This window comes from Halomonas sp. KM072, from assembly GCF_050710315.1.
Lineage (GTDB): Bacteria > Pseudomonadota > Gammaproteobacteria > Pseudomonadales > Halomonadaceae > Vreelandella > Vreelandella hamiltonii.
Window position 1 is genome coordinate 2,977,650 of sequence record NZ_CP136132.1, and the last position, 21,715, is coordinate 2,999,364.

Consider the following 21,715-nt stretch of genomic DNA (forward strand, 5'->3'; position numbering starts at 1 on the left):
GTCACACCGCCCCACGTGGAGCCAGATTATTCGCCGCGCTGGGCTTGATAGGTTTCCAGCGCTTGTTCGGCTTCATCATCGGCACGGGCCAACCAGTCGGCAAACAGCGCATCGCCTGCTGCCTGCAACGCCGCAGCCACGGCCTCATTGGGCTCGGAAACGCTAATGCCGTTGGCTTCGAGCGCCGCCAGGCTGGCCTCGTTGTTATCGCGGCTCATCTGCCAGCCACGCTCTTCGGCACGGGCTGCCGCTTCCATCAGCGCCTCCTGGGTGGCCTCGTCCAGACGATCAAAGCTGCGCTGGCTGATGAACACGATGTTCTTCGGTAGCCACAGGTTGGCATCGGTATAGTCCGAGACATAGTCCCAGGCGGCCATGGAGTTACCGGTCGAGCTGGAGGTAATCATGGCATCCACACGGCCGGTGCTGAACGCCGTGGGGATGTCCGACTCTTCGGTTTCGGTGGGGCTGCCGCCCAGGTTGTTGACGAAGCGCTGGGTGTTGATATTGGGCGCACGCACGCGCAGTCCTTCGAACTGTGCCGGGTCGGTCAGCGGTTTGGCGGTATAGATTCCTTGGGCGGGCCATGCCACGGCGTAGAGCGGAATCAAGCCCTCGTAAGCGAACAACTCCGTGATCATCGGTTTGGTCGCTTCCCACAGGGCGTAGGCATCGTCGTAACTACCGGCGACGCCTGGCAGGGTGTCGACCTCGAAAATCGGGTCATCGTTGGAGAGTACCGACAGGAACACCTCACCGGCATCGATGGTGCCACGGCGCACTGAAGGCTTGATCTCACCATGCGATACCAGCGAGCCGCCGCTGTGTACCGTGATGGTCAGCTCACCACCCGTGGCCTCGGCCACGTCTTCGGCGAACTGTTTGGTGTTTTGAGTATGGAAACTGGCATCGCCGTAGGGCGTGGCCATGGTCCACTGGGCAGCTTGCGCCGTGGCAGCGGCGGCAAGACTACAGGCAGTGGCCAGCAACAGCGGAGTCGCAAAACGTGTACGCATGGGAATGATCCTTTTGTTCATATTGATAGGGATGATGCAACGGGGTGGGAAGGAAGCACGCCAGGGGTCACCCAGCGGCCGGTAGAAGCGGTATGACGAATGTCGCTCTGCTTGTCATGGGCATAGCCCCGTGCGCACTCCTGGGCCAGACGGCCCACGCTGCGGCAAAACCGGGAGTGGTTGGCCGTGCGCCAGATGACGTCGTAGTGCATGGCAGGCAGCGGCGCGGGCAGCGCCAGCCGGTACAGCTCGCCCCGCTGCCACTCCTCCAGCACCGTGGCCACCGGCAGGGCACCGATGCCCAGCCCTTCCACGGTGAGCCGCACGATGGTCATCAGCGTACTGACACTATGGATACGCGGCTGACGAACGCCCTGGTCGCTCAAGTAGCGCAGCAGCTCTTCATAAGGGCGCGCCAGCTTGCCAAACGAGATGAACGGCAGGCTACTTGCCCAGGCATCGGGGTGCTCGCCCAGCATCCGCGCATGACGGGGCGACACGAACATGCCCATTTCATAGGGGCTGAGGGTGTCGTACTCGATGTGTTCGGTGGGCAGGTAGCCGTTCATGGCCAGCAGCACATCAAGTTCGTTGGAGAGCAGCCGCTCGTTGAGCGCCGGGGAGTAATCCACGGTCAGCTCGATGATCAGCGCAGGGTAACGCGCCGTGAGCTGCTGCATGAACGTAGGGAACCAGCTGTGGGCAATGGTTTCGATGGTGCCCAGCCTCAGCGGCGCCGAAAACGTTTCGTCGTTGTCGAAAAGTTTGAGGGCTTCTTCGCGCTGGGCCAGCAAGCGCTCTGCATGGAGATAGAACTCGCGGCCGCGCATGGTGGGCTGAATGGGGCGCGCCGAGCGCTCCAGCAGGATATCGCCCACGCTGTTTTCCAACCGCGAGATACGTTCGGAAACCGACGGCTGAGTGATGTGCAAGCGCAAGGCCGCCTTGCGAAAGGACCCCAGCTTGACCGCCCAGACGAAGGCGTCCAGTTCCTTGAAATCGAGCATGATGCCTAACCAGCCATATCGAGACAGCCACAGAATGCCACGCCGCAAGGCAAGCACAGGGGGCTGTACGGAGAATGTATGTTCAGCATATCCGGGCAATCCCGGATGCGCTGTCGCGGGGCTGGCGACGACCGCATGATGCACTCCTGGGAAATCACTCGTGGGCGGCCATTGTTCTGCGTCGCGATGACGTGTTGCCGAATCCTGCCTGAGCGTTTCTTTTATGTTTTTTTGAGGTGCTTTATTTAGTTGATAATCGTATCGCGCCCTAGCGTCAACCATTTTTCCACTAAATAACAGCATGATAGGAAGGGCCGATATTAAGTATCGCTAAAAACGATTGGCACTTGATATCGCGCCTCCATATATTGATTCGCACAATCAAAAACATAATCCATCTGCTGGAGGTGCTATGGCCATTCCCCTTCTCAACTGCGACATGGGCGAAAGTTTCGGCAACTGGTCGATTGGCTTGGACGCAGACGTCATGCCCTACGTCGACTGCGCCAACATTGCCTGCGGCTACCACGCTTCCGACCCCCATGTGATGCGCAAGACGGTGGCCCTGGCGGTCCAGCACGACGTGAAGATCGGTGCGCACCCGGGCTACCCGGATCTCATGGGGTTTGGCCGCCGCTCCATGGCCTGCACGCCGGATGAAGTGGAAGACATGATGCTCTACCAGATCGGCGCGCTGGCGGGCATTTGCCAGGCGGAAGGCACCGCGCTGAGCTACGTCAAACCCCACGGGGCCATGTACAACGATATGGCCGCCAACCTGGCGCTGCTGGAAGGCGCCATGCGCGCCGTGAAAGCCTTCGATACCCGCCTGCCGCTGATGGTGATGGCCACCGCTGACCCAGCGCCGCACCGTCAGCTAGCGGAAAAAATGGGCGTCACGCTGTGGTTCGAGACCTTCGCTGACCGCGCGTATGAGGCCAACGGCCATCTGGCCTCTCGTCGCCTGGCAGGGGCCGTGCACCACGACCAGACCACCATCGTCGCCCAAGCGGTTGCACTGGCCAAAGGGGAAGCGCTCACCGCCCGAGATGGCAGCGCCTTGCAGTTGCCCTGCGACACGCTCTGCGTGCATGGCGACAACCCCGAATCCGTGGCTGCCGTGCGCGCCATTCGCGAGGCCTTCACGGCGCTGGAGTCCGCGTGAAACTACGCCTGGAAACCGCCGCCATGGACGCCTTGACGGTGCGCCTGTTCGACGCCATCGATGAACGCAATATGGCCTGGATCATGGCCGCCGACGAGGCGCTACGCCGCGCCTTTGCTCATGCGCTGATCGACCTGATTCCCTCGTACACCACTTTACTGGTGCACTACGATTGCCAGAAGCTCACCTTTACCCAGGCCACGACGCTGGTACGTAGCGCGCTGCACGATCTCACCCCTGCCGACACACAGCAGGGGCAGCTGCACGAGATTCCCGTGTGGTACGACGAAAGCGTTGGCCCCGAATTGCCCATGGTGGCAACGCGCGCCGGGCTCAGCGTCGATGCCTTGATCGAGCGCCACTGCAGCCACGATTACTGCGTGTTTGCGCTGGGCTTTGCCCCTGGCTACGGCTTCATGGGCCTGGTGGATGAGGCCATTGCCACGCCACGATTGAAAACGCCTCGCCGCCGCGTCGCGGCGGGCAGCGTCGGCATTGCCGACCGACAAACGGCCATCTACCCGCTGCTTTCCCCGGGCGGCTGGAACATTCTGGGTAGAACCGCCGTGCCGCTGTTCGAGCACGCCAAACGCGGCGAGCCGCTGCTGCGCCCCGGCGATAAAGTGCGCTTCAAGGCGATCTCAAAAGCCGAGTTCGAAGCGGCCGGCGGCGACACCACCCCGCTGGAGGAGCGCCCATGAGCCAGCCCATGTTGACCGTCAAGCAAGCCGGGCCGCTGGCGCTGATTCAGGATGCAGGCCGCTTCGGCGTTGGCCACCTGGGCATTACCCAGGGCGGTGCCGCCGACTGGATCGCCTTCCGCTGGGCCAACTGGCTGCTGGGCAACCCCTTGCATAACGCAGCCCTGGAAATCGTCATGGGCGGCAACCTGACCCTGGTGGCCAACCGCGACGTACGCCTCGCCCTGACCGGGGCCGACCTGGCCACCACACTGGACGGCCAGCCCCTTGCCCCCAACGCCAGCTTCCTGATGCAGGCGGGCCAGACGCTGGTTTTTCGTCAGCCAAAGCAAGGCCTGCGCGCGTACCTCGCCTTCCCTGGCGGGCTCGATGCACCCGCCGTGCTGGGCAGTCGAGCATGCACCGCCCGAGAGCAGATAGGCGGGCTGCATGAAGATGGCCAGCCGCTCAAGGCGGGCGATACGCTGACCTGGAAAGGCATTTCGGCGTCGGTGCGCACACTGCCCGCACACGCTGAGCTGCCAACGGCTGCGATTTCCAGCACGCCGCAAACGGTACGACTCGATATGGTCCTGGGCTCCCAGGCCGCCCACTTTGCCGGGCGCAGCCTGTTCGATGCCTTCAACCAGCCCTGGACCGTAGACCAACGCGCCGACCGCATGGGCATTCGACTCACCGGCAAAGCGTTGAACAGCCGCCTGGGCGGCATCGTCTCGGAAGGGATACCGCTGGGGGCCGTGCAGATCCCCCCCGATGGTCAGCCGATCATCCTGATGAACGACCGCCAAACCATTGGGGGCTACCCGCGTTTGGGCGCCCTCACGCCTATGGCCTGCGCCCGGCTGGCACAGTGCCTGCCGGGTACAGAAGTGCGTTTGCAGCCGATCAGTGCGACGCAGGCGCAGGCGGCGTATCGCAAGCAGCTCCAAGGTTGGCTATAAAAATGAATGGATCTGCTGCGTTGCTCCCAAAGCGGCGCCATACTCTTTTCTAATTCTGAGTGTTATTGGTCTTGAGCTGCCGGGCATTGAGGTGGTCGGCAGCAAACGTAGTGCTACAGGCATCGCCAGCACCTCGACCCACACCGATACCAAAGAAGCTCATATCGCCTTGGCCAGCACTCAGCCCGACGCTGGTGCTGTATGCCTCATAGCTGGCGCGGTTGTCGATGTCACTTAAGGTCAGCGCGCCGCTTTCTAGCGCCTCAGTGGCGTTTTGCCCGGCGGTGGGTAAGCGTTCATTCCACGACGTTCTGCCACCCCGCTAAAATTCGCCCTAAAGTAACCTCACAGTTTCCAAGCGAGGTTACCCCCATGAGAAAGCACCGCACACCCGAACAGTGGCAGGCCCTGGTCAATCAGCAGCGAGACAGTGGTCTGTCAGCTTCGAAGTTCTGCAAACAAGAGAACATCGGCTACGCCAGTTTCTGCAACTGGCGCAAGCGCCTGTCCGATCAGGCGGCCGGTGACTCAGCGGATTCCGGCGAAGCCGGTTTTCTGGACCTGTCCTCTCTGATGGGTGCAGCGCAGTCCGGCCCAGGCTGGAACATTGTGCTCAGCCTCGGCAACGGCGTCGAATTGCGGCTGAGCCAGAACGGATGATCGGGCTCGATAGTCAGGCGCGCATCTGGCTGTGCACCGAGCCCACGGATATGCGCAAATCGTTCCGGGGCCTGAGCGCCCTGGTCCGGAATCAGTTGAAGCACGACCCACTCAGTGGCCAGTATTTCGTCTTCGTCAATCGTCGCAAGACCCAGATGAAGATGCTGTATTTTACCGCTACCGGTTATTGCCTGTGGGCCAAGCGCCTGGAGCAGGGGCAGTTCCGGGTGCCGTTATCCGCCTCCGGTCAGCGAGCCCTGACCCTGACGGATCTGCAACTACTGATCGATGGCATCGAGGTGCAGAAATACCGCCAATTCAAGCGTTTTCGAGGGGTATAGAAGACGGACTTCCGGTATAATGTCGGCCATGAATTCAACGGCTTCCGACCCCCAACCCAATGCACCTTCCTACTCGGCCCTGGCCGAGGAAAATGCGTTGCAGCGCGAGCAGTTGGAGGCCCAGGCGGAATCCATTCGGCAGTTGAAACACCAGTTAGACTGGTTCAAGAAGCAGCTGTTCGGCCCCAAATCCGAGAAACAGGTTTACGATATTCCGGAACAGGACAACCTGTTCCAACCGGATGACGCACCGCTACCGGAACAGCCTGCCGAGGAAGAAAAGCGCACCATCAAGGCCTACCAGCGCGGCACCGGCAAAAAGCAGCGCGATGACGACTGCCTGAACGACACCGGCCTGCGCTTTACGGCGGATGTACCGGTGGAAGTGATCGAGCAACTGCCGCCGGAGCTGACCGGGCCGGACGCCGACCAATACGACATCATCGGCACCAAAACCACCTACCGTCTGGCCCAGCGGGCCTCCAGCTATGTGGTGCTCAAATGCGAACGCCCGGTGTTCCGTCGTAAGGGCACGGATCAAAAACCTGTGACAACACCAGCCCCGTTCAACGTGCTGGACAACAGCCTGGCCGATGTCAGCCTGCTGGCCGGGTTGCTGGTGGACAAGTTCCAGTTCCACCTGCCGCTGTATCGCCAGCACCAGCGCATTCAACAAGCGGGTATTACCCTCAGCCGCAGCACCCTGACGAACCTGGTGAAGCGGGCCATCGACCTGCTTCGGCCCATTGTGGACGCCCAGACCGACAACGTGCTGCGCAGCCGGGTGCTGGCCATGGACGAAACACCCATCAAAGCGGGCCACCAGGGCCGGGCAGGCCCGCAGAAAGGCAAGATGAAAACAGGCTGGTTCTGGCCCCTATACGGTGATGACGACGAAGTGGTGTTTACCTACTCGAACAGTCGGGGCCGACTGCACATCGAGCAGGTTCTGAACGACCAATTCAGTGGCACTCTGATCAGCGATGGTTATGCCGCATATGCCCGCTATGCCGCGGCCCAGAAAGGCATTACTCATGCTCAATGCTGGGTGCATAGTCGCCGTTGCTTCGTTGAGGCCCAAAAGGATCATCCTGAGAAGGCCACCGAAGCCCTGCAACAGATCGCGAAGCTGTACCAGATTGAAGATACCATTAAGGAAAAGGAGCTCACCGGCGAGAAGAAGCGTCAATACCGGCTGGACCATGCGAAGCCGGTCGTCAGCGGCTTCTTCCAATGGTGCCGGGATCAGTTGGGGCAAGGCGGCCTGTTACCCAGTGAACCGTTAACCAAAGCCCTGAATTACGTGCTCGGCCGGGAAACGAGCCTGACGGTGTTCCTGGAAGATCCGGGCGTACAACCCGATACCAATCACCTGGAACGGGCCCTACGGCCCATCCCCATGGGCAAGAAAAACTGGATGTTCTGCTGGACCGAACTGGGCGCGGAACACCTGGGCATCATCCAGAGCCTGATCAGCACCTGCAAGCTGCACGATATTACCCCCTACACCTACCTGGTGGACGTGCTGCAACGCATCAGCCAGCACCCGGCCAGTGACGTCAGCGACCTGACGCCTCGTCTCTGGAAAACCCGGTTTGCCGACAACCCATTACGGGCGCTGATCGACCCACGCCATCCTGATCGACAGAGCAAACAGCCGGAGGCTACCGTCCGTGCGCATTGAGGACATGAGCATCGACCAGTTGCTGGAATTGAATCAATACGTCTGCCGGCGCATCGACGAACTGAGGGATCAGGAAAATCTGCAGGCACTGAGTCAGTTGCGGGTGGGCCTGAAAGTAACCTTCGAGGGCCGGGAAGGCCCGGTGCTGGGGATCGTCACCAAGATCAACCGCAAGAGTGTGATTGTTCTGGCCGAGGACGGCACCAAACAGTACAAGGTCTCGCCGGAGTTATTAAGGCCACTGCGTGACGTGAAGTAGGTCAACTACGTCGTGGAATGAACGCTTACGGCGGTGGTGAAGTGGTTACCACCTCAATCATCTTGCCAGTTTTGAAGTGACCCCCTTCGTAGCTGCACAGGTTATAGTGCAGCCATCAGGAGGACGATATGAGTCACGAACCTACCGTTAAACGCTGGACCGCCAAGCGCAAGGCCTCCGTGGTCATGGACATTTTCAAAGGTAAAGCCACGGTTGCCGAAGTCGCTCGGGAGCACGACCTCACCGTTTCAGACGTCGAAGGCTGGATGGAGGAAGCGCAGCGCAACATGGAAAACGGGTTCCGAGCCCGCCCCAGGGACATGCGCGAGCAGTACGAGTCCGAACTGCGGGAAACCAAAGAAGCCTTGGGTGAGGCCCATCTTCAGATTTATGCCTTAAAAAGTTCAAACGCCTGCTCGACGAGGACGAGAATTCGTAAGGTCGTTGCAGGCGGAAATGGCCCAGAAAGGCCACGTGGTCTCGCTCGTCAAGCTGTGTCAGTGGCTGGGGCTTCCTCGAAGGACGTTATATTACCAGCCCAGGACTCGTTGCCGTATCATCAATGCTGAGCTGGTTAGCCGGGTAAAACTGGCCCTGGAGCGCTTCCCAACTTACGGCTATCGTCGTCTGGCGTGTGTTCTGGGAGAGAATCGCAAGCCTATACAGCGCATCCTTCAGCTGAAGGGATGGCAGGTGCGCAAGCGGCCTCAAGGCTGTCGGCCTCGGGCCAGGAGCCTACCGTCCATCGCCTCAAGGCCGGATGAGCGTTGGGCGACCGACCTGACGTACGTGTGGTGTGGAAAGGATCGGCGAGCCAGTCTGGCGGTGGTCATCGACTGCTGTACACGTGAGATCCTTGGCTGGCGGTTATCGGATAACGGCAGTAGCAAGACGGCTGAGGCGGCGTTGGAAGAAGCGCTCATCTATCGCCTGGGAGCGCTGGGGAGAGTTCACTCACCTCTGGCACTGCGTTCCGACAACGGCCTCGTCTTCAGCAGTCGACACTATACGGCGACGGTGAAGGCCTACGGGCTCACCCAAGAGTTCACGACGCCCTATACCCCGGAGCAAAACGGACTGGTCGAGCGCTTCTTCCGGTCCTTGAAGGAAGAGTGCATCTGGCAGCACCGATTCGAATCGCTGGGCCAGGCGCGGGCAGTGATCAGTCGCTGGATCTGGTACTACAACGAAGAGCGGCCACATCAGTCCTTGGGCTATGTGGCACCCCGAGCACACCCGGCATTAGCCGCGTAGGGTGTGCAGAAACCAGGGGGTCATTACAATAGACACCAAGCACTAGACTGGTTAGCCACTCTAATACTGAATTTCAATTTAGTTGCATGTCAAAAATGAGACTTTCCCTTTTCTCGGCTTTTTAAATTTATAATGAGGGCAATAGTTAACAAAAAAATATAAATTAAGGAGATAGTGCTTGCAGCATTACGGTAACCAAAAATGTCAATTAAATGACCACCAGCTAGCAAACCAATTGCCAAACCAAGTTCTGCAAAACATCTAAATAGCGAGTAAAACTTAGCTTGATCTTTCTTTGATGATTCGCTATTAACAATAGATGCCGACCCTACATCAAAAAGAGGTATCCCAAAAGAAATAATCAATATTGATAAAAATGAAGACAGTAGTCCAGTTGATAGGGACAGCAGAAAAAAACCTAAAGAAAAAACAATAAAACCGAGAAGCACCGAGTTCATTTCATCCTTAATACCTTTCTTATAGATTAATATACTTGACATCATTGCCCCTAGAGACAGTAAGAACATTGCAAAGCTATAACCTCTCTCCCCTGACAACATAATTTCATCGTAATAAACAGGCAAAAACACCCATAAAGAAATTGAGTAAACAGGGTTTATAAAAACATATAAAAAAGCCAACCTAGCCAGTTTGGAGTTTCGGAAATACCTAAATAAAGAATTTTTAAGCGACTGTAAAATCAATTCTCTATTGTTATGATTTTTTTCTTTCGGAACAACTATTTCAATATAACAAGAAAAACAAATAAATACATGAAAGACCATGGTAAGAACAAATATCAAACTTTCCGAAAAATAAAAAAGCATTAAGTAAGCAACTAAGGGACCTGTCAGCCTTCCTGCTCTTTTTGAGATATCAATTAAAGTATTTGTCTTGACATACTCATAACCCATAGAGATTTCAGCAACAATTTTTCTCGTTGCAAGCATATCAAAAACTTTACAAGATGAATACAAAAACACCAAAAAACAAAACAAATAATAATCTAATATCCTAATGTAAAAAAACATTGGAATACCCACCAATATAATAGAACTTAACAAATTTGCAAAAAATATAGTCTTCCCAGGCGATAATTTATCAACCAAGAATCCAATCAATATAGAGCACAACCAATATGGCAACCTTGATACAAAAACAGCTATCCCAACTGAAGCTGCAGATTCTGTTAGCTGCCAGGCAAACCAAACAATTATCAATTCAGACAAATGGTCTGCCAAATAAAAAAAATATCTGCCAGACCAAAATGGTTTAATCATGAGTGTGCCGTTTTATTTGATGCAAATTATATTAAAAAATCACTATTAGATTTTAAATCAAATTCTACACAATTCTTTTTTATCATATTTTTAGTATAAATTTTATGATGTAATGGACAGATGATTCCTTTTTCGCAAATTTTTCCTCTACTAATTAGCCCCCCTCTATGCGGACACTTATCTTCAATAGAGTAATGAACACCGTCTATCTCAACTAATAAAAGTCTTTTCCCTTGGAAATATATATCCCGCGCAACAAAAAAAATACTCACTTTAATACAAAACCTTATATAATGGGTAATCGCAAAGATTGTGTTTTTCTAGCTGTTTTTTATTAACAATAAAAGAGCCGCTAATTAGATAGTCGTCATCCTCATCAGACGGTTCAAAAATAAGAGCGCTATCTATAATCATATCATTACTAAAACTTTTCATGCCTGCTTCTACAATACATTCCATTGCATTAGAAATGCTGTCAGCTAAACGCTTACCGTAAAACTCTGTCATTTTAAAACCTGCAGCGAAATCTTGTTTTGCAAGATCACCGAATTCTTTTATTTTATTCTCGTATATATCCTGCATAATTTCCGTATGGAAAATATCAATATGGGCGTGCTCTGAATGATATTTCCTATACTTATTTTCAACCCCTAATTCTTTTAATGCCTCATTGTGTTCGTGTGTTGACTTCCTATATGATGATTCTGCGCACGCAAGAAATCCGAGTTGCAAGAAAAAATTACGCCTGTTCTGAAACAGGAAATGTACAAAATTATGGAAAACAATTGCATCAATTGAAAAATGTTTTAGATAATGTAAATAACTTGAATCGAGATCAAATTTTTCCATTAGCACCGCATACAAAGTAGAGTGCTTCTCACTATAATTACCGCATCCAAATTCGTCTACTAATATTCGAAATAAATCAGTCTGCAGTTCTCCTCCAACTCCAAGACAACCAAAGCCTGATGCAGAAGCTTCTGCCAGTAAGTCCATTGATGCTTGGATTAGATATACTTTATATAAGTCTAAGCGTTTATGTTTTAAAAGAGTTTTAGCAACTGGGTCGCAATCGCTTTTACTTATTTCTTCAATCTCGCGATTTAGATTAAATTCAGCATTATCTTGTGTTATTTTATTATAATGACGCCGGAAAAATTCCTCATGCTCATGTTTTTTAATAAAAAGTTTTTCCAACTCGCATCTATCGTATTGTGAAACAAATCTTTTATAATTATCATCTTCATTTTGTGCGCCTCCAACTAATACTACGTAGTTTGAAACATACCACTTTGACAACTCTAGCTGGCTAGAATGAAATTCATTCATGATTACATTAATCCAGTTTTTAACAACTCATATTCAGAAACAGAAACATTTCCAGCAGTATAGCTTTTTAATAAACTCAGTTTAATGGTTGGGCTGTCTATTAAATCTAAAAAATCACTTGCTCCGCTTGAGCATAATATTGGAATAGACTTAATAATCAATCTATCAAAGCTACCTGATATTAAAAACTTCTCCAGAAGCTTCGCCCCACCTTCTATCAATATTCTATTAAAACCTGCTGACCTTAAAGAAGAAACAATTTCACATGCTTCTAACTCATTCTTATCTACAGGCATTAACCTTACACGAGAGTCTATAGGGTGCTTTATATTTCCTAAAAAATATACATCTCCATTGCCATCAAAAACATTTAAATTTTCATTTTTTATTGGCTTCCTTCCAACAATAACTTTAGAAATCTTCTTACCTGGGAATAATTTCTGATCGACACTTAAATATGGATTATCAGTTTCAAGAGTTTTTCTCCCAATCACTATACAGTCTGATTCAGATCTAATCTTATGTGTAAAATCTCTTACAGAGCTATTTTGATAACGATAAAATGATTTACTTGAAACACCATTCCCTTCGTCGATTTTTCCATTTAAACTCACCTCGACTAATAACGTTACTATGCTATTCATTATTTATAACCTGCAAGGATTTTTGCTTCAATCTCTATGTTTGATTCTTTAGGGATTATCTCTTGGTAATTGACTCCAGTATTTTCAATTATTATATTTTTATCGCCTAGAGCCTTAGTCTTGTGAGGGCTCATTGAGACAAAATTTTTTACTACTTTTACTCCAGCCCAATATAATATTTCAGCTGCTATATCCTGATTCCTGATATCAGAATGATTTGTAATGTCCACCGCACTACCGAAATAATCAGTTACCTTATTTTTATAAAAATATTTTCTTTGGTTATATATTAAAAACTTACTTACTTCGCCCATGGCACGGCCTTCATGGCGCATATACAATATTGCTGCATTACCACCTGACTGAGCAGACTTGATCGATTTTACTATACCCTCAATTAAAAAAGGCCTGCAACTACACATAGTTGAACCGAATACATCTGAGCTATTGCACTCATCATGAACTCTAAGAATATCTAAACTATGCAAGCTTCCAATTGATATTGGTTTTTTCGTTACAACATAAAGAGTATTAGCTGGAACAGATGGAATAAACACTCTCTTTTTCAAAAAAGACTCAGATTCTAAACCGGTATACTTAAATAATTTGCTTAAATAATTCTCCTCAGTAACTGAATAATAATCACATATACTCTTTATATCCCAAACAGGTTGTATCGAAATCTTTGTTACTTTTACACAACCATCATGATTAATTATTTCACCATCAATATCCAAGTCGCCTGATTTTATCATGCCCTTTATCTCAGAAATATCTAAGAAAGAGTCAGTCAAAGCAATTGTAATATCTTCAACCTTTTTTTTATCAAACAACTCATTACTAGGGCTTGACACCCACCCATATCCATCCATAAACATCAGATTTGAAAAATGATTTCCGGGCGTTATCATTCCAAAAGGGTCAGCTAATACATTTTTACTTATTGTTGGTGCTATTCCCGAAATTGCCTCAGCATGCGCAGCATGAACTCCGAATGTACCGAAACTAAAATCAAAAGAGCTTTTCTTACCGTTCATTAGCGCCACCTAAATAATTTTAATAAAGGATGATATATTGTTTTTTTTTAACATGTCAACGGATGAAACAAAAAATTCACTAATTTGAAATATTGCAAATACCTACCCGACGTCATCCATTGATGAAGAAGAGTCTTGATGGCCTGCCCCCTTCAGCCTATGCAGTGCAACTAGTGTTAAAAAGCGATAAAGTAACGTCAGACTCTAAACCCGGGTGCTACTGAAGATGGGGTGACGTTGGCCACACCATTATAACCCTGGATCGTGCCTTTACTGGTGATCATCTTGGCGCTTTCGTTATCGGTGAGGTTGCTCTTCACCTCATTAATTCGCTTCCCTCGGTCCATCATTGGGCTGTGCGTCTTTAGGAAGCGATCCACTTTGTTCATAACAGCATCTAGTGAGAGGATCATCCTGGCTCGGTGAATGTCCCGATCCAAATCGGCTTCCGTTTCGGCTTTATCACGAGCGTAGTGCTCTAGCAGGTGATGCCGAACCAGGCTTCTCCCGCTTCTCGCTCAACACCTTGAACGTACCCGACCACTCTTTAAAGGCATCGGAGGACATCTTGCGGCCATCAATGGTAAAGAGTTCGTTGCCCAGTAAGCCTTGTTCGTGGCACACCAATAGCACTTGTTCAAAGAGCGCTTCAATTTCGTCGGCATGCAGAGTGGTAAAGTGGGGAACGGTATCGCAGGACAGGGCTTTGAAAATGATATTGGTCTCGCAGCACCACTGCATCTCGCGACTGGAGGTGATCCCTTTTGAGTAGGCAAACAGGATGATCTTCAACAGGATGGCCGGATCATCGGCCAACCGACCTGTCTTGTCGTTGCGATATCCCGGATGGAAAACCGACAAGTCGAGTTTATGCTCGATCAGGTAATGCACTGCGTGTTCGAAGGTGCCAGGCTGAGGCTGATCCTGGTAGTTGATCACCACCATGGCGTTCTGATCGTAGTTGTAAACCTTGAAGCGCGGCATGCTGACCACTCCCCGCCTGTTTTCCCGATCCTACCAAAACCTGGCTGTCAAAGGGGTTTTTCTACAGCCTCAACGTCGTACCTAACCCTCGACATTTAACTTACTAGCATGCTACAAAATGGTAGGTTACACTTTACATAAAGAAATGATGAATTGGGCAAAACTTATAAACCAAATGAAAAATTATGAGCAAAAATGATTACTTACATTGACACTTCTCAAAGTAGCGTGGCCTACCTAGATGTTGGTGGTACTAATATAAAAATAAAGTCGTCGAATGGGTCCTACAATGTACCTACATCAGACATCAACTCATTAAGTAAGCTCATCTCGCTAGTTAAGAACACCTCTCCATATGCTACAAAAATTGTGGCGGCTTTTGCAGCTCATATCGGAGAGAATGCAGTTTTTTCCAATGATATTCCTTTTCTTAACTTCGATATAGATGAATGCAAAAGAATTTTTCATTCACAGAAAATGTCGTTACATGCAGTTAATGATGTTGCTGCTGCTGCTTTGGGCGCAACAAAGTATTATAGTGGATCTACATTAGTTGTTAATTTAGGCACAGGTACCTGCGCATGTTACTTAAATGTACACGATGGCTTTATATCTATCTTACGGTCTGAGTTTGGGTTTTGTGCTATAGACCTAGATGGAAGCAGGTTGGTAAGAGAAACAATCAAGACGAAAAAAACAAAAGTTCATATGTCAGAAGAATATACTTCCCTATTAGCTCTTTGGCTGTCTAACTTATCATGTCTTTACCTGCCTGATAGAATAGTGCTGGTTGGTGGTGTAATTTCAGCAGATGAAAATACTAAAGCCCTTAAAAGTTTATCTATGCAATATGCATACTTAAACCGAAAGAAACAAACCATGTCACATCAGCTGGGTGATATCGCAGTTTCACTCCATCCAGAACCTATCGCTTTAGAAGGTCTTTACATCATTGAAAAAGAAAATATTCACTTCTTTAATGATAGATTATTAAAAATTTAATGGAATTAACTTCATGTTTTCAAATTGTGAAAAAATCATTTCTGAGCTTATCTTCAACATTTCCTCATCTCTCAATAGCTTTGGTCTCGTCCCGGAGGTTATTTTCCCTGATTCACAAGAGCTTAGAGCCAACGCCTCTCCTAGACTACTTTGTCAGACTCGCGGCATTATCTTCCTTCTTAAAAGCTACGAATATTTTAACGATGAAAAATTGTTAAAACTAGCAATAAGGCTCTACGAAGCTGTAAAAAACAAAAGTGAGTACTCTTCTTATTTTGATAAAGAACACAATATTACTGAACTATCTAAGCTATCCGCTTACGAGTTGAGCTTTCTTCTTTATTCGCAATCTATTCTTTATCTTCACTCTGATGCCATGCCAAAAAAAGAATTAAATAATGATATTAGAAATTCTCTGAAGTTAATTGAAGATATTACGCTTTCTGGCTTGCTATTCAGACCAATAAATTTAAAAGTTGGCATAGAACAAAATTCTGCCATGCATATATTTGAGTCTTTAACTCAATGCGCAAAGACGAAAATAATTAATGAAAGTTATGCTTTAAAGTACTACAAAACCATCATGCATAAATTTTTAAACCCTAAAAATAATATTATTGCTGAATATGCTAATGAAGATGGCAGTTTTGAATGCTATCAGTTAGGGCATAATTTTGAATGGGTATCTTTACTACTTAATTTAGAAAAAAGTAGTGGTGCTCATGAGATTGCACAGTCACTTTATAGGGCATCTCTATCACTCGTAAAGAGAAATGAGCATGGAATAATTATTAATGAATACGATGACAGCTTTTTACCTATTAATCAAAAACAAAGAATATGGCCTAGCCTAGAGTATATTAGAGCAAGCATACTTGTTGGTGAATTCGAAAGAAGCTTATCTTATTACAATGTAATGGAAAGAAGATTTTTTACTCGGAGTTCCCATTACAGAGAATATGAAGATGATGTTAAGTTACAGTGCAAAACCACCACAGGATATCACATAATAGAGATGGCCTCCGTGTTAAGAAAAGCTCGACCAAAATTATAGGCCAGCTAAAAAACTTTGATGCATACGACTTAGACAATAGTTTTACAGGGTCGACGTCACCCCCAGATTGAGTAGCGCTACACTTTAGAGTCCGATCCTATGCTAAGGAGATGGGACATGAAGAAGCGTTTCAGCGAAGAACAGATCATTAGCTTCCTGGGCGAAGCCGAAGCGGGGCTGCCTATCAAGGAGCTGTGCCGTCGGCACGGCTTCTCGGAAGCCAGTTACTATCTGTGGCGCAGCAAGTTTGGCGGCATGAGTGTGCCGGATGCCAAACGGCTCAAGGAGCTCGAAGCCGAAAATGGACGCCTGAAAAAGCTGCTTGCGGAGTAGCTCCTGGAGAGGGAGGTCACTCGCGAGGCGCTGAGAAAAAAGTGGTGAGCGTCCCGGCACCTCGAGACGCGGTGCGTTTTATGGTGTCACGTGGCATGAGTGAGCGCCGAGCGCTCCGTGTCATGCGTATGAGTGCCAGTGCCTTGCGCTACCAATCGGCCCCTGACCGCAATGAGACACTGCGTGAACGCATTATTGCCTTGGCACACCGGCATCGTCGTTACGGCGCGGGCATGATCTACCTGAAGCTGCGTCAAGCCGGTGAACAGGTCAATTACAAGCGCGTCGAACGCCTCTACGCTGCGGCTCGGTTACAGGTGAAGCGACGCAAGCGTAAGAAGATTCCCCTGTCTGAACGCAAACCCCTTGGCCGCCCTGGTGCTGCCAATCAGGTCTGGTCCATGGATTTTGTGTTTGACCGCACGGCGGAAGGGAGAGTGATCAAGAACCTCACCATTGCCGACGACGCTACTCACGAAGCCGTGGCTATCGTGCCTGCCCGTGCCATGTTAACACGAGTTCTGGATCATCTAGCGCTACAGCGTGGCCTACCAGGCGCCCTTCGTACGGATAATGGCAAGGAGTTCTGCGGGCGCGCCATGCTGACGTGGGCTCATCAACGTGGTGTTGCCCTGTTTTTAATCGAGCCTGGAAAACCCAATCAAAACAACTACATCGAATCATTTAACGGGCGCTTTCGAGATGAGTGCCTGAATGAGCATTGGTTCACCAGCCTTCATCACGCCAAGGTGATCATCGTGGCATGGCGGCGTGAGTACAACGAGGAAAGACCGAAGAAGAGTCTTAGTGGCTTGACCCCTGCAGCCTATGCCAAGCAATTGGTGGTAAAACACGATAAAGTAACGTCAGACTCTAACCCCGGGTGCTACTGAAGATGGGGAGACGTCGGGTCTGTAACGCGTTTGATATTAGCCACTCCAGTTACTACGAGTACCGCCAGCGGCGGCACCGTGTGGATGTTGAACGTCTGGCCTTAAAAGCTCAGGTAAGCCGCCTTTTCAAAAAGAGTCGCAGCTCAGCGGGCAGCCGCTCAATCAAGAAGTTGCTCAGCGAAGAAGGCGTCACCATCGGCCGTTTCAAGGTTCGGAGTTTGATGAGCGAAATGGGGTTGGTCTGCAAGCAGCCGGGCCCCATGCTTACGAGCAGGCGACCGTTGAGCGACCTGATATTGCGAATCATCTTGGCCGCAAATTTGCACTAGGCCAGCCCAATCAGGTCTGGTGTGGTGACATCACTTATATCTGGAGTGGCCAGCGTTGGAGCTACCTGGCCGTTGTGTTGGATCTTTACGCTCGTCGTGTTGTTGGCTGGGCCATGTCGTCCAGCCCAGATGCAGATCTTGTTGTGAAAGCGCTGGATCACGCTTGGGAACAACGTGGTCAGCCTAAGAACGTCATGTTCCATTACGATTAGGGTAGTCAGTATGCAAGCCGCAAGTTCCGCCAAAGACTTTGGCGCTATCGAGTGAAACAAAGCATGAGCCGACGTGGCAACTGCTGGGACAACTCGCCGATGGAAAGACTGTTCCGGAGCCTGCAATCAGAGTGGATACCGGCGTGGGGATATCGAAATCTACCTGAGGCCAAGAAAGACGTTAGTAGCTATCTGATGGGTTACTACAACCAGCAGCGCCCTCACTCGTTTAACGATGGCCTGCCTCCCGTGGTGGCTGAGGAAAACCTTAAATTACTGTCCGGTATTAGTTGACCACTACAGCTGCGTCTCAGGGAATAGTGTGGTCGCCATAAGCTGGCCTAGCAATCGGCAGACCGCTGCGCCAGTCTTCCTGTTCGGCAATAGGGGTGTCATAACGCCCTGGACGGTCGATAGGAGTGGCGGCACTACCTCCGAGCACATCGCCTGGGCGGCATCGTCTCGGAAGGGATTCCTTTAGGGGCCGTGCAGATCCCCCCCGATGGCCAGCCGATCATCCTGATGAACGACCGCCAAACCATTGGGGGCTACCCGCGTTTGGGCGCCCTCACGCCTATGGCCTGCGCCCGGCTGGCACAGTGCCTGCCGGGTACAGAAGTGCGTTTGCAGCCCATCAGCGCAACCCAGGCGCAGGCGGCGTATCGCCGCCTGCTGGATACCTGGTTGTGAGGGCGTTGAGAGCACTACTCACGCGCCGATAATGCCGCCATCTTCACGGGTAATGACCAGCGTGGCAGAACGCGGGATGGCGCTGCCGCCCTCCGGCCAGTGGCTGGTGAAGCGGCCTTCGGCAAAGGCTTCTTCGGTGGTGGTGGCGCCGGGGTGCTGGACGTTGACGAACATGGTGCGCTGGTCTGGAGTGGTCACCACGCCGGTGATTTCCTGGCCCACAGGCCCGGTCAGGAAGCGCTTGATCTCGCCGGTTTCCGGGTTGGCGACCAGCATCTGGTTATTGCCGAAGACTTCGTAGATACCGGTGTTCATTTCGGATTCGCTGATGTCGGTCTGTATCCATACTCGGCGGTCGGCATCGATCCACAGGCCGTCGGGGCTGGCAAAGATGTTGTCTTCTACCAGCGCATTGCCCGCCAGGTCGCGGCTATCGTCCTGATCGCCTGCCAGCACGAACAGGTCCCAGGCAAAGCGCTCGCCTGCGTGAGTGCCCTCTTCCTGCCAGCGGATGATATGGCCAAAGCTGTTGTTGGCACGCGGATTGGCGGGGTGCTCGTCGCCCTCTGCGCGGCGCGTATTGTTGGTCAGCGTGAAGTAGACGTCGCCGGTTTGCGGGTCGACGGCGCCCCACTCCGGGCGATCCATCTTGGTGGCGCCCACATGGTCGGCGGCACTGCGCGTATTGACCAGGATATCCGCCAGGTCCGCAAAGCCATTCTCGGGCGTCAGGCCGTTCTGGCCGGGGGCCAGCGCCAACCACTCGCCGCTGCCATCATCGTTGAACCTGGCCACATAAAGCGTGCCTTCATCCAACAGGCTGCCGTCCGCCGTCGCGGCGTCGAAGGGGCGCCGTGAAACGAACTTGTAGATGTACTCGAAACGGGAGTCGTCCCCGGAGTACGCCACCACGGGCTGCCCTTCCACCGCAGGGGCAAAGATGACGCCTTCATGGGCAAAGCGCCCCAGGTGGGTACGCTTGACCGGCACGGAATCGGGGTTCATCGGGTCGATTTCGACCATCCAGCCAAACGCATGGGGTTCGTTACGGAAGTCCTCTGCCGGGCTGGCTCCCCGGCTACTGGCATCGAAGCGGCTGAACTGATCGCTCTGCTGATCGGCGCGGTGCCATTGATAACGACCGGTGTCGCGGGTTTCTATCCCGTAGCGCGACTGGCGACGATCGATGTCGGTATCCGTGTTGGCAAAATAGCCCGCCCAGTTCTCTTCGGCTGCCAGGTAGGTGTTCCAGGGCGTGACCCCGTGGGCACAGTTGTTCAAGGTGCCACGCGTCATCAGACCTTCCGGGCTGTACTGGGTAACGAGGTGTTCCGTGCCCGCCACCGGGCCCGAGAGCTGCATGGGCGTTTGGGCGGTAATGCGGCGATTCAGGGCATCCTGCACCACTTCCCACTCGCCTTGCTCATTGGCACGAACGCGCACGACACTCACGCCGTGGGCATTCATCTCCTTGATCACCTGATCGGCATCGCGGCTGCCATCGTCATGCTGAGGAAAGCCATTGCGGTCCAGCGCCAGGCCACTGGCCGCTGCGTGCAAAAAGCGTGGTTCCACGTATTCATGGTTGAGCACCAACAGACCGTCGGTGGAGCTGCCGTTCAGCGCAAAGAAGTGCATGCCGTCGTGATGGCTGCCCACCTGATGCGCCTGCTGCTCCCCGGAAGCTTCCAGGCTGAACGCGGGCATGTCGCCCGTGATGGGCGTCCCCCAGGGAATGAAGCTCTGCACGCGATAGCCCGCAGGCACCACGACGTTATCGGCAGCGCTGACACCTACCGGCTTGAAGCCCATGGTGGGTGAACCCGCGCCCGCATTGGCGGCCAGCGCTTGCGTCAACGGCAGCCTGGTCGCCATCAGGCCCGCGATCACCGTTGCCAATCCCCCTTTGAGGACGCCTCGGCGGCTCAAGCGACGCTCCAGAATGTCGCCAAAATAGGCATTGCTGGAACGGTTGCTGAGCGGCTCATCCCCCTGAGCCATTACGCTATCGACACTGCCTGCCACGGTTTTCTTCGTCATGATGCATCTCCCTGATGAGCGGCCTACTGCTGGCTTACCCATTTGCTTGCTTATATGAGAAACAGCCAATATGGCTTGCTCAGCAGCATCGGCGCGCAACATGTCATGCTCGTGACAGTTGGGTGAAGGTTTGACGAAGCCTGAATAGCACCTGAAATTTTGCCTGCATTCTGGCGCGAATCGCTTCGGAGTCGGGCAGCAGGTTATCGAAGAAGTTGTAAACCACCGCGCCACGATAGCTTGCCGAAGATAACGGCATGGATAATGAAATAGCGCGTGCGCCGGGGCGGTTTAGCCATTCAGGCAGATAGCGGAAAGCCATGGCGCCGGAACGGCCGAGACTGAGTCGGCCTACCTCGATACCGTTGAGTGCTACCGTCAGGTTAGCCACTGGTTACCACTCCTCATCCCACACCTGTTCACTTTGCTTACTCTCTCTCTTTGCCACATGTAACTCTAGCCCGAGGGCAGCCATCAGTTTGAAGAGCGTTTCAACGCGGCTTTTTTCCGGGTGATTCTCGAAAGCGGAGACGGTGGCTTGTTTGATGCCGACCTGTTCGGCGGCATCTTTCTGGCTCATGCCATTATGGGAGCGGGCTTCTTTCAAGGCCTTGGCCAGCATATCGGGTGAGGTAATTTTCATGGCTATGTCTCAGAACGATTCCTCAGGACGGCCCCTTGGATCTATCCCTTTTAGCGGATAAGACGCATTTTATCCTCTGTAAAGGATTTTTCGCAATTATCCGCTGTAGAGGATTTCTTGATATGCCTGTTGGCCGTAGCATGTTCAGAGCACCTCAGAAAGGACTTTGGCACGTAAAGACTCGAGGGCTGCAGATACAAAAACCCCGCATCTTGAG

Annotated in this window: 22 protein-coding genes and 4 pseudogenes; 14 read left to right on the forward strand and 12 right to left on the reverse strand. The window is 51.6% G+C overall.

Going from position 1 to position 21,715, the window contains the following annotated elements; all coding sequences use genetic code 11:
• Window positions 1-26 precede the first annotated feature (26 nt).
• On the reverse strand, window positions 27-1,016 hold the full coding sequence (locus RVM26_RS14075; protein WP_039174994.1) for a TRAP transporter substrate-binding protein: 990 nt from the start codon (window positions 1,014-1,016) through the stop codon (window positions 27-29).
• Between the two features lie 17 nt (window positions 1,017-1,033).
• Window positions 1,034-2,023: a LysR family transcriptional regulator gene (locus RVM26_RS14080; RefSeq protein WP_498939294.1), complete on the reverse strand. Its 990-nt coding sequence runs from the start codon at window positions 2,021-2,023 to the stop codon at window positions 1,034-1,036.
• Window positions 2,024-2,435: 412 nt separating this feature from the next.
• Here RVM26_RS14080 and RVM26_RS14085 point away from each other — a divergent pair, with 412 nt between their 5' ends.
• The 9 genes from RVM26_RS14085 to RVM26_RS14125 all read left to right on the forward strand — a co-directional run bounded on the left by RVM26_RS14085 (window position 2,436) and on the right by RVM26_RS14125 (window position 9,028).
• Window positions 2,436-3,188, forward strand: coding sequence for a 5-oxoprolinase subunit PxpA (locus RVM26_RS14085; protein ID WP_498939296.1), 753 nt, complete (start codon window positions 2,436-2,438; stop codon window positions 3,186-3,188).
• Entirely contained in the window at window positions 3,185-3,889 is a 705-nt protein-coding gene (gene pxpB / locus RVM26_RS14090) for a 5-oxoprolinase subunit PxpB (RefSeq protein ID WP_189464069.1), read from the forward strand. The genes RVM26_RS14085 and pxpB overlap by 4 nt, the downstream gene beginning before the upstream one ends.
• Window positions 3,886-4,830: a 5-oxoprolinase subunit C family protein gene (locus tag RVM26_RS14095; protein WP_498939298.1), complete on the forward strand. Its 945-nt coding sequence runs from the start codon at window positions 3,886-3,888 to the stop codon at window positions 4,828-4,830. Before pxpB ends, RVM26_RS14095 begins: the two co-directional genes overlap by 4 nt.
• 372 nt (window positions 4,831-5,202) lie before the next feature.
• Window positions 5,203-5,490: an IS66 family insertion sequence element accessory protein TnpA gene (gene tnpA, locus RVM26_RS14100; protein ID WP_016915086.1), complete on the forward strand. Its 288-nt coding sequence runs from the start codon at window positions 5,203-5,205 to the stop codon at window positions 5,488-5,490.
• Complete coding sequence (gene tnpB / locus RVM26_RS14105) at window positions 5,487-5,831, forward strand: IS66 family insertion sequence element accessory protein TnpB (protein WP_016915087.1); 345 nt, start codon at window positions 5,487-5,489, stop codon at window positions 5,829-5,831. The genes tnpA and tnpB overlap by 4 nt, the downstream gene beginning before the upstream one ends.
• Window positions 5,832-5,859: 28 nt before the next feature.
• Entirely contained in the window at window positions 5,860-7,515 is a 1,656-nt protein-coding gene (gene tnpC / locus RVM26_RS14110; RefSeq protein ID WP_193365618.1) for an IS66 family transposase, read from the forward strand.
• Between the two features lie 4 nt (window positions 7,516-7,519).
• Window positions 7,520-7,774: a hypothetical protein gene (locus RVM26_RS14115; protein ID WP_498939299.1), complete on the forward strand. Its 255-nt coding sequence runs from the start codon at window positions 7,520-7,522 to the stop codon at window positions 7,772-7,774.
• 128 nt (window positions 7,775-7,902) lie between these two features.
• A complete protein-coding gene (locus tag RVM26_RS14120) occupies window positions 7,903-8,343 on the forward strand; it encodes a transposase (RefSeq protein WP_498939301.1) in 441 nt (146 codons plus the stop codon).
• Entirely contained in the window at window positions 8,231-9,028 is a 798-nt protein-coding gene (locus tag RVM26_RS14125) for an IS3 family transposase (protein ID WP_016915293.1), read from the forward strand. The genes RVM26_RS14120 and RVM26_RS14125 overlap by 113 nt, the downstream gene beginning before the upstream one ends.
• Before the next feature lie 89 nt (window positions 9,029-9,117).
• Here the strand turns inward: RVM26_RS14125 and RVM26_RS14130 are convergent, their stop codons facing one another.
• From RVM26_RS14130 to RVM26_RS14160, 7 genes and pseudogenes are all read right to left on the reverse strand, one after another.
• Window positions 9,118-10,308, reverse strand: a complete 1,191-nt coding sequence (locus tag RVM26_RS14130; protein WP_100732235.1) for an MFS transporter — start codon at window positions 10,306-10,308, stop codon at window positions 9,118-9,120.
• A 26-nt stretch (window positions 10,309-10,334) separates the two neighbouring features.
• Window positions 10,335-10,580: a Rieske (2Fe-2S) protein gene (locus tag RVM26_RS14135; RefSeq protein WP_162129522.1), complete on the reverse strand. Its 246-nt coding sequence runs from the start codon at window positions 10,578-10,580 to the stop codon at window positions 10,335-10,337.
• Window position 10,581: 1 nt separating this feature from the next.
• Window positions 10,582-11,637: an iron-containing redox enzyme family protein gene (locus tag RVM26_RS14140; RefSeq protein WP_100732283.1), complete on the reverse strand. Its 1,056-nt coding sequence runs from the start codon at window positions 11,635-11,637 to the stop codon at window positions 10,582-10,584.
• Between the two features lie 2 nt (window positions 11,638-11,639).
• Window positions 11,640-12,281 (reverse strand): dihydrofolate reductase family protein, encoded by a 642-nt coding sequence (locus tag RVM26_RS14145; protein WP_083844195.1) that lies wholly within the window; start codon window positions 12,279-12,281, stop codon window positions 11,640-11,642.
• Window positions 12,281-13,318 (reverse strand): hypothetical protein, encoded by a 1,038-nt coding sequence (locus RVM26_RS14150; protein WP_100732284.1) that lies wholly within the window; start codon window positions 13,316-13,318, stop codon window positions 12,281-12,283. The genes RVM26_RS14145 and RVM26_RS14150 overlap by 1 nt, the downstream gene beginning before the upstream one ends.
• A 197-nt stretch (window positions 13,319-13,515) precedes the next feature.
• On the reverse strand, window positions 13,516-13,707 hold the full coding sequence (locus RVM26_RS14155; protein ID WP_498941805.1) for a hypothetical protein: 192 nt from the start codon (window positions 13,705-13,707) through the stop codon (window positions 13,516-13,518).
• A gap of 62 nt (window positions 13,708-13,769) precedes the next feature.
• A pseudogene (locus RVM26_RS14160) lies at window positions 13,770-14,302 on the reverse strand (transposase); the annotation flags it as partial.
• Window positions 14,303-14,497: 195 nt separating this feature from the next.
• Between RVM26_RS14160 and RVM26_RS14165 the strand changes: the two are divergent.
• The 5 genes and pseudogenes from RVM26_RS14165 to RVM26_RS14185 all read left to right on the forward strand — a co-directional run.
• Complete coding sequence (locus RVM26_RS14165) at window positions 14,498-15,304, forward strand: acetate and sugar kinases/Hsc70/actin family protein (protein WP_156808511.1); 807 nt, start codon at window positions 14,498-14,500, stop codon at window positions 15,302-15,304.
• A 13-nt stretch (window positions 15,305-15,317) separates the two neighbouring features.
• Window positions 15,318-16,358, forward strand: coding sequence for an AGE family epimerase/isomerase (locus tag RVM26_RS14170; protein ID WP_083844197.1), 1,041 nt, complete (start codon window positions 15,318-15,320; stop codon window positions 16,356-16,358).
• 117 nt (window positions 16,359-16,475) lie between these two features.
• Window positions 16,476-17,584, forward strand: a pseudogene (locus RVM26_RS14175) (IS3 family transposase).
• Window positions 17,585-17,601: 17 nt separating this feature from the next.
• Window positions 17,602-18,419, forward strand: a pseudogene (locus RVM26_RS14180) (IS3 family transposase); the annotation flags it as partial.
• Between the two features lie 150 nt (window positions 18,420-18,569).
• Window positions 18,570-18,815 (forward strand): annotated as a pseudogene (locus RVM26_RS14185) (biotin-dependent carboxyltransferase family protein); the annotation flags it as partial.
• Window positions 18,816-18,833: 18 nt separating this feature from the next.
• On the opposite strand, the gene RVM26_RS14190 reads toward RVM26_RS14185, so the two are convergent.
• The 3 genes from RVM26_RS14190 to RVM26_RS14200 all read right to left on the reverse strand — a co-directional run bounded on the left by RVM26_RS14190 (window position 18,834) and on the right by RVM26_RS14200 (window position 21,498).
• Window positions 18,834-20,855 carry a PhoX family protein gene (locus RVM26_RS14190; protein ID WP_498939305.1) on the reverse strand — a complete coding sequence of 674 codons (2,022 nt, stop codon included), beginning with the start codon at window positions 20,853-20,855 and terminating at the stop codon, window positions 18,834-18,836.
• Between the two features lie 103 nt (window positions 20,856-20,958).
• Window positions 20,959-21,246, reverse strand: a complete 288-nt coding sequence (locus tag RVM26_RS14195) for a HipA N-terminal domain-containing protein (RefSeq protein ID WP_498939307.1) — start codon at window positions 21,244-21,246, stop codon at window positions 20,959-20,961.
• A 3-nt stretch (window positions 21,247-21,249) separates the two neighbouring features.
• Window positions 21,250-21,498 carry a helix-turn-helix domain-containing protein gene (locus RVM26_RS14200; RefSeq protein WP_016915307.1) on the reverse strand — a complete coding sequence of 83 codons (249 nt, stop codon included), beginning with the start codon at window positions 21,496-21,498 and terminating at the stop codon, window positions 21,250-21,252.
• Window positions 21,499-21,715 lie beyond the last annotated feature (217 nt).

Excerpts from the sequence above, each read along its gene's own strand:
- tnpB (WP_016915087.1), top strand. The coding sequence starts at position 5,487 with ATGATCGGGCTCGATAGTCAGGCGCGCATCTGGCTGTGCACCGAGCCC.
- RVM26_RS14130 (WP_100732235.1), bottom strand. The coding sequence starts at position 10,308 with ATGATTAAACCATTTTGGTCTGGCAGATATTTTTTTTATTTGGCAGAC.
- RVM26_RS14170 (WP_083844197.1), top strand. The coding sequence starts at position 15,318 with ATGTTTTCAAATTGTGAAAAAATCATTTCTGAGCTTATCTTCAACATT.
- RVM26_RS14190 (WP_498939305.1), bottom strand. The coding sequence starts at position 20,855 with ATGACGAAGAAAACCGTGGCAGGCAGTGTCGATAGCGTAATGGCTCAG.
- tnpA (WP_016915086.1), top strand. The coding sequence starts at position 5,203 with ATGAGAAAGCACCGCACACCCGAACAGTGGCAGGCCCTGGTCAATCAG.
- RVM26_RS14080 (WP_498939294.1), bottom strand. The coding sequence starts at position 2,023 with ATGCTCGATTTCAAGGAACTGGACGCCTTCGTCTGGGCGGTCAAGCTG.
- RVM26_RS14200 (WP_016915307.1), bottom strand. The coding sequence starts at position 21,498 with ATGAAAATTACCTCACCCGATATGCTGGCCAAGGCCTTGAAAGAAGCC.
- tnpC (WP_193365618.1), top strand. The coding sequence starts at position 5,860 with ATGAATTCAACGGCTTCCGACCCCCAACCCAATGCACCTTCCTACTCG.
- RVM26_RS14145 (WP_083844195.1), bottom strand. The coding sequence starts at position 12,281 with ATGAATAGCATAGTAACGTTATTAGTCGAGGTGAGTTTAAATGGAAAA.
- RVM26_RS14125 (WP_016915293.1), top strand. The coding sequence starts at position 8,231 with ATGGCCCAGAAAGGCCACGTGGTCTCGCTCGTCAAGCTGTGTCAGTGG.
- RVM26_RS14140 (WP_100732283.1), bottom strand. The coding sequence starts at position 11,637 with ATGAATGAATTTCATTCTAGCCAGCTAGAGTTGTCAAAGTGGTATGTT.
- RVM26_RS14085 (WP_498939296.1), top strand. The coding sequence starts at position 2,436 with ATGGCCATTCCCCTTCTCAACTGCGACATGGGCGAAAGTTTCGGCAAC.
- RVM26_RS14115 (WP_498939299.1), top strand. The coding sequence starts at position 7,520 with ATGAGCATCGACCAGTTGCTGGAATTGAATCAATACGTCTGCCGGCGC.
- RVM26_RS14150 (WP_100732284.1), bottom strand. The coding sequence starts at position 13,318 with ATGAACGGTAAGAAAAGCTCTTTTGATTTTAGTTTCGGTACATTCGGA.
- RVM26_RS14120 (WP_498939301.1), top strand. The coding sequence starts at position 7,903 with ATGAGTCACGAACCTACCGTTAAACGCTGGACCGCCAAGCGCAAGGCC.
- RVM26_RS14155 (WP_498941805.1), bottom strand. The coding sequence starts at position 13,707 with ATGAACAAAGTGGATCGCTTCCTAAAGACGCACAGCCCAATGATGGAC.
- RVM26_RS14165 (WP_156808511.1), top strand. The coding sequence starts at position 14,498 with ATGATTACTTACATTGACACTTCTCAAAGTAGCGTGGCCTACCTAGAT.
- RVM26_RS14095 (WP_498939298.1), top strand. The coding sequence starts at position 3,886 with ATGAGCCAGCCCATGTTGACCGTCAAGCAAGCCGGGCCGCTGGCGCTG.
- RVM26_RS14075 (WP_039174994.1), bottom strand. The coding sequence starts at position 1,016 with ATGCGTACACGTTTTGCGACTCCGCTGTTGCTGGCCACTGCCTGTAGT.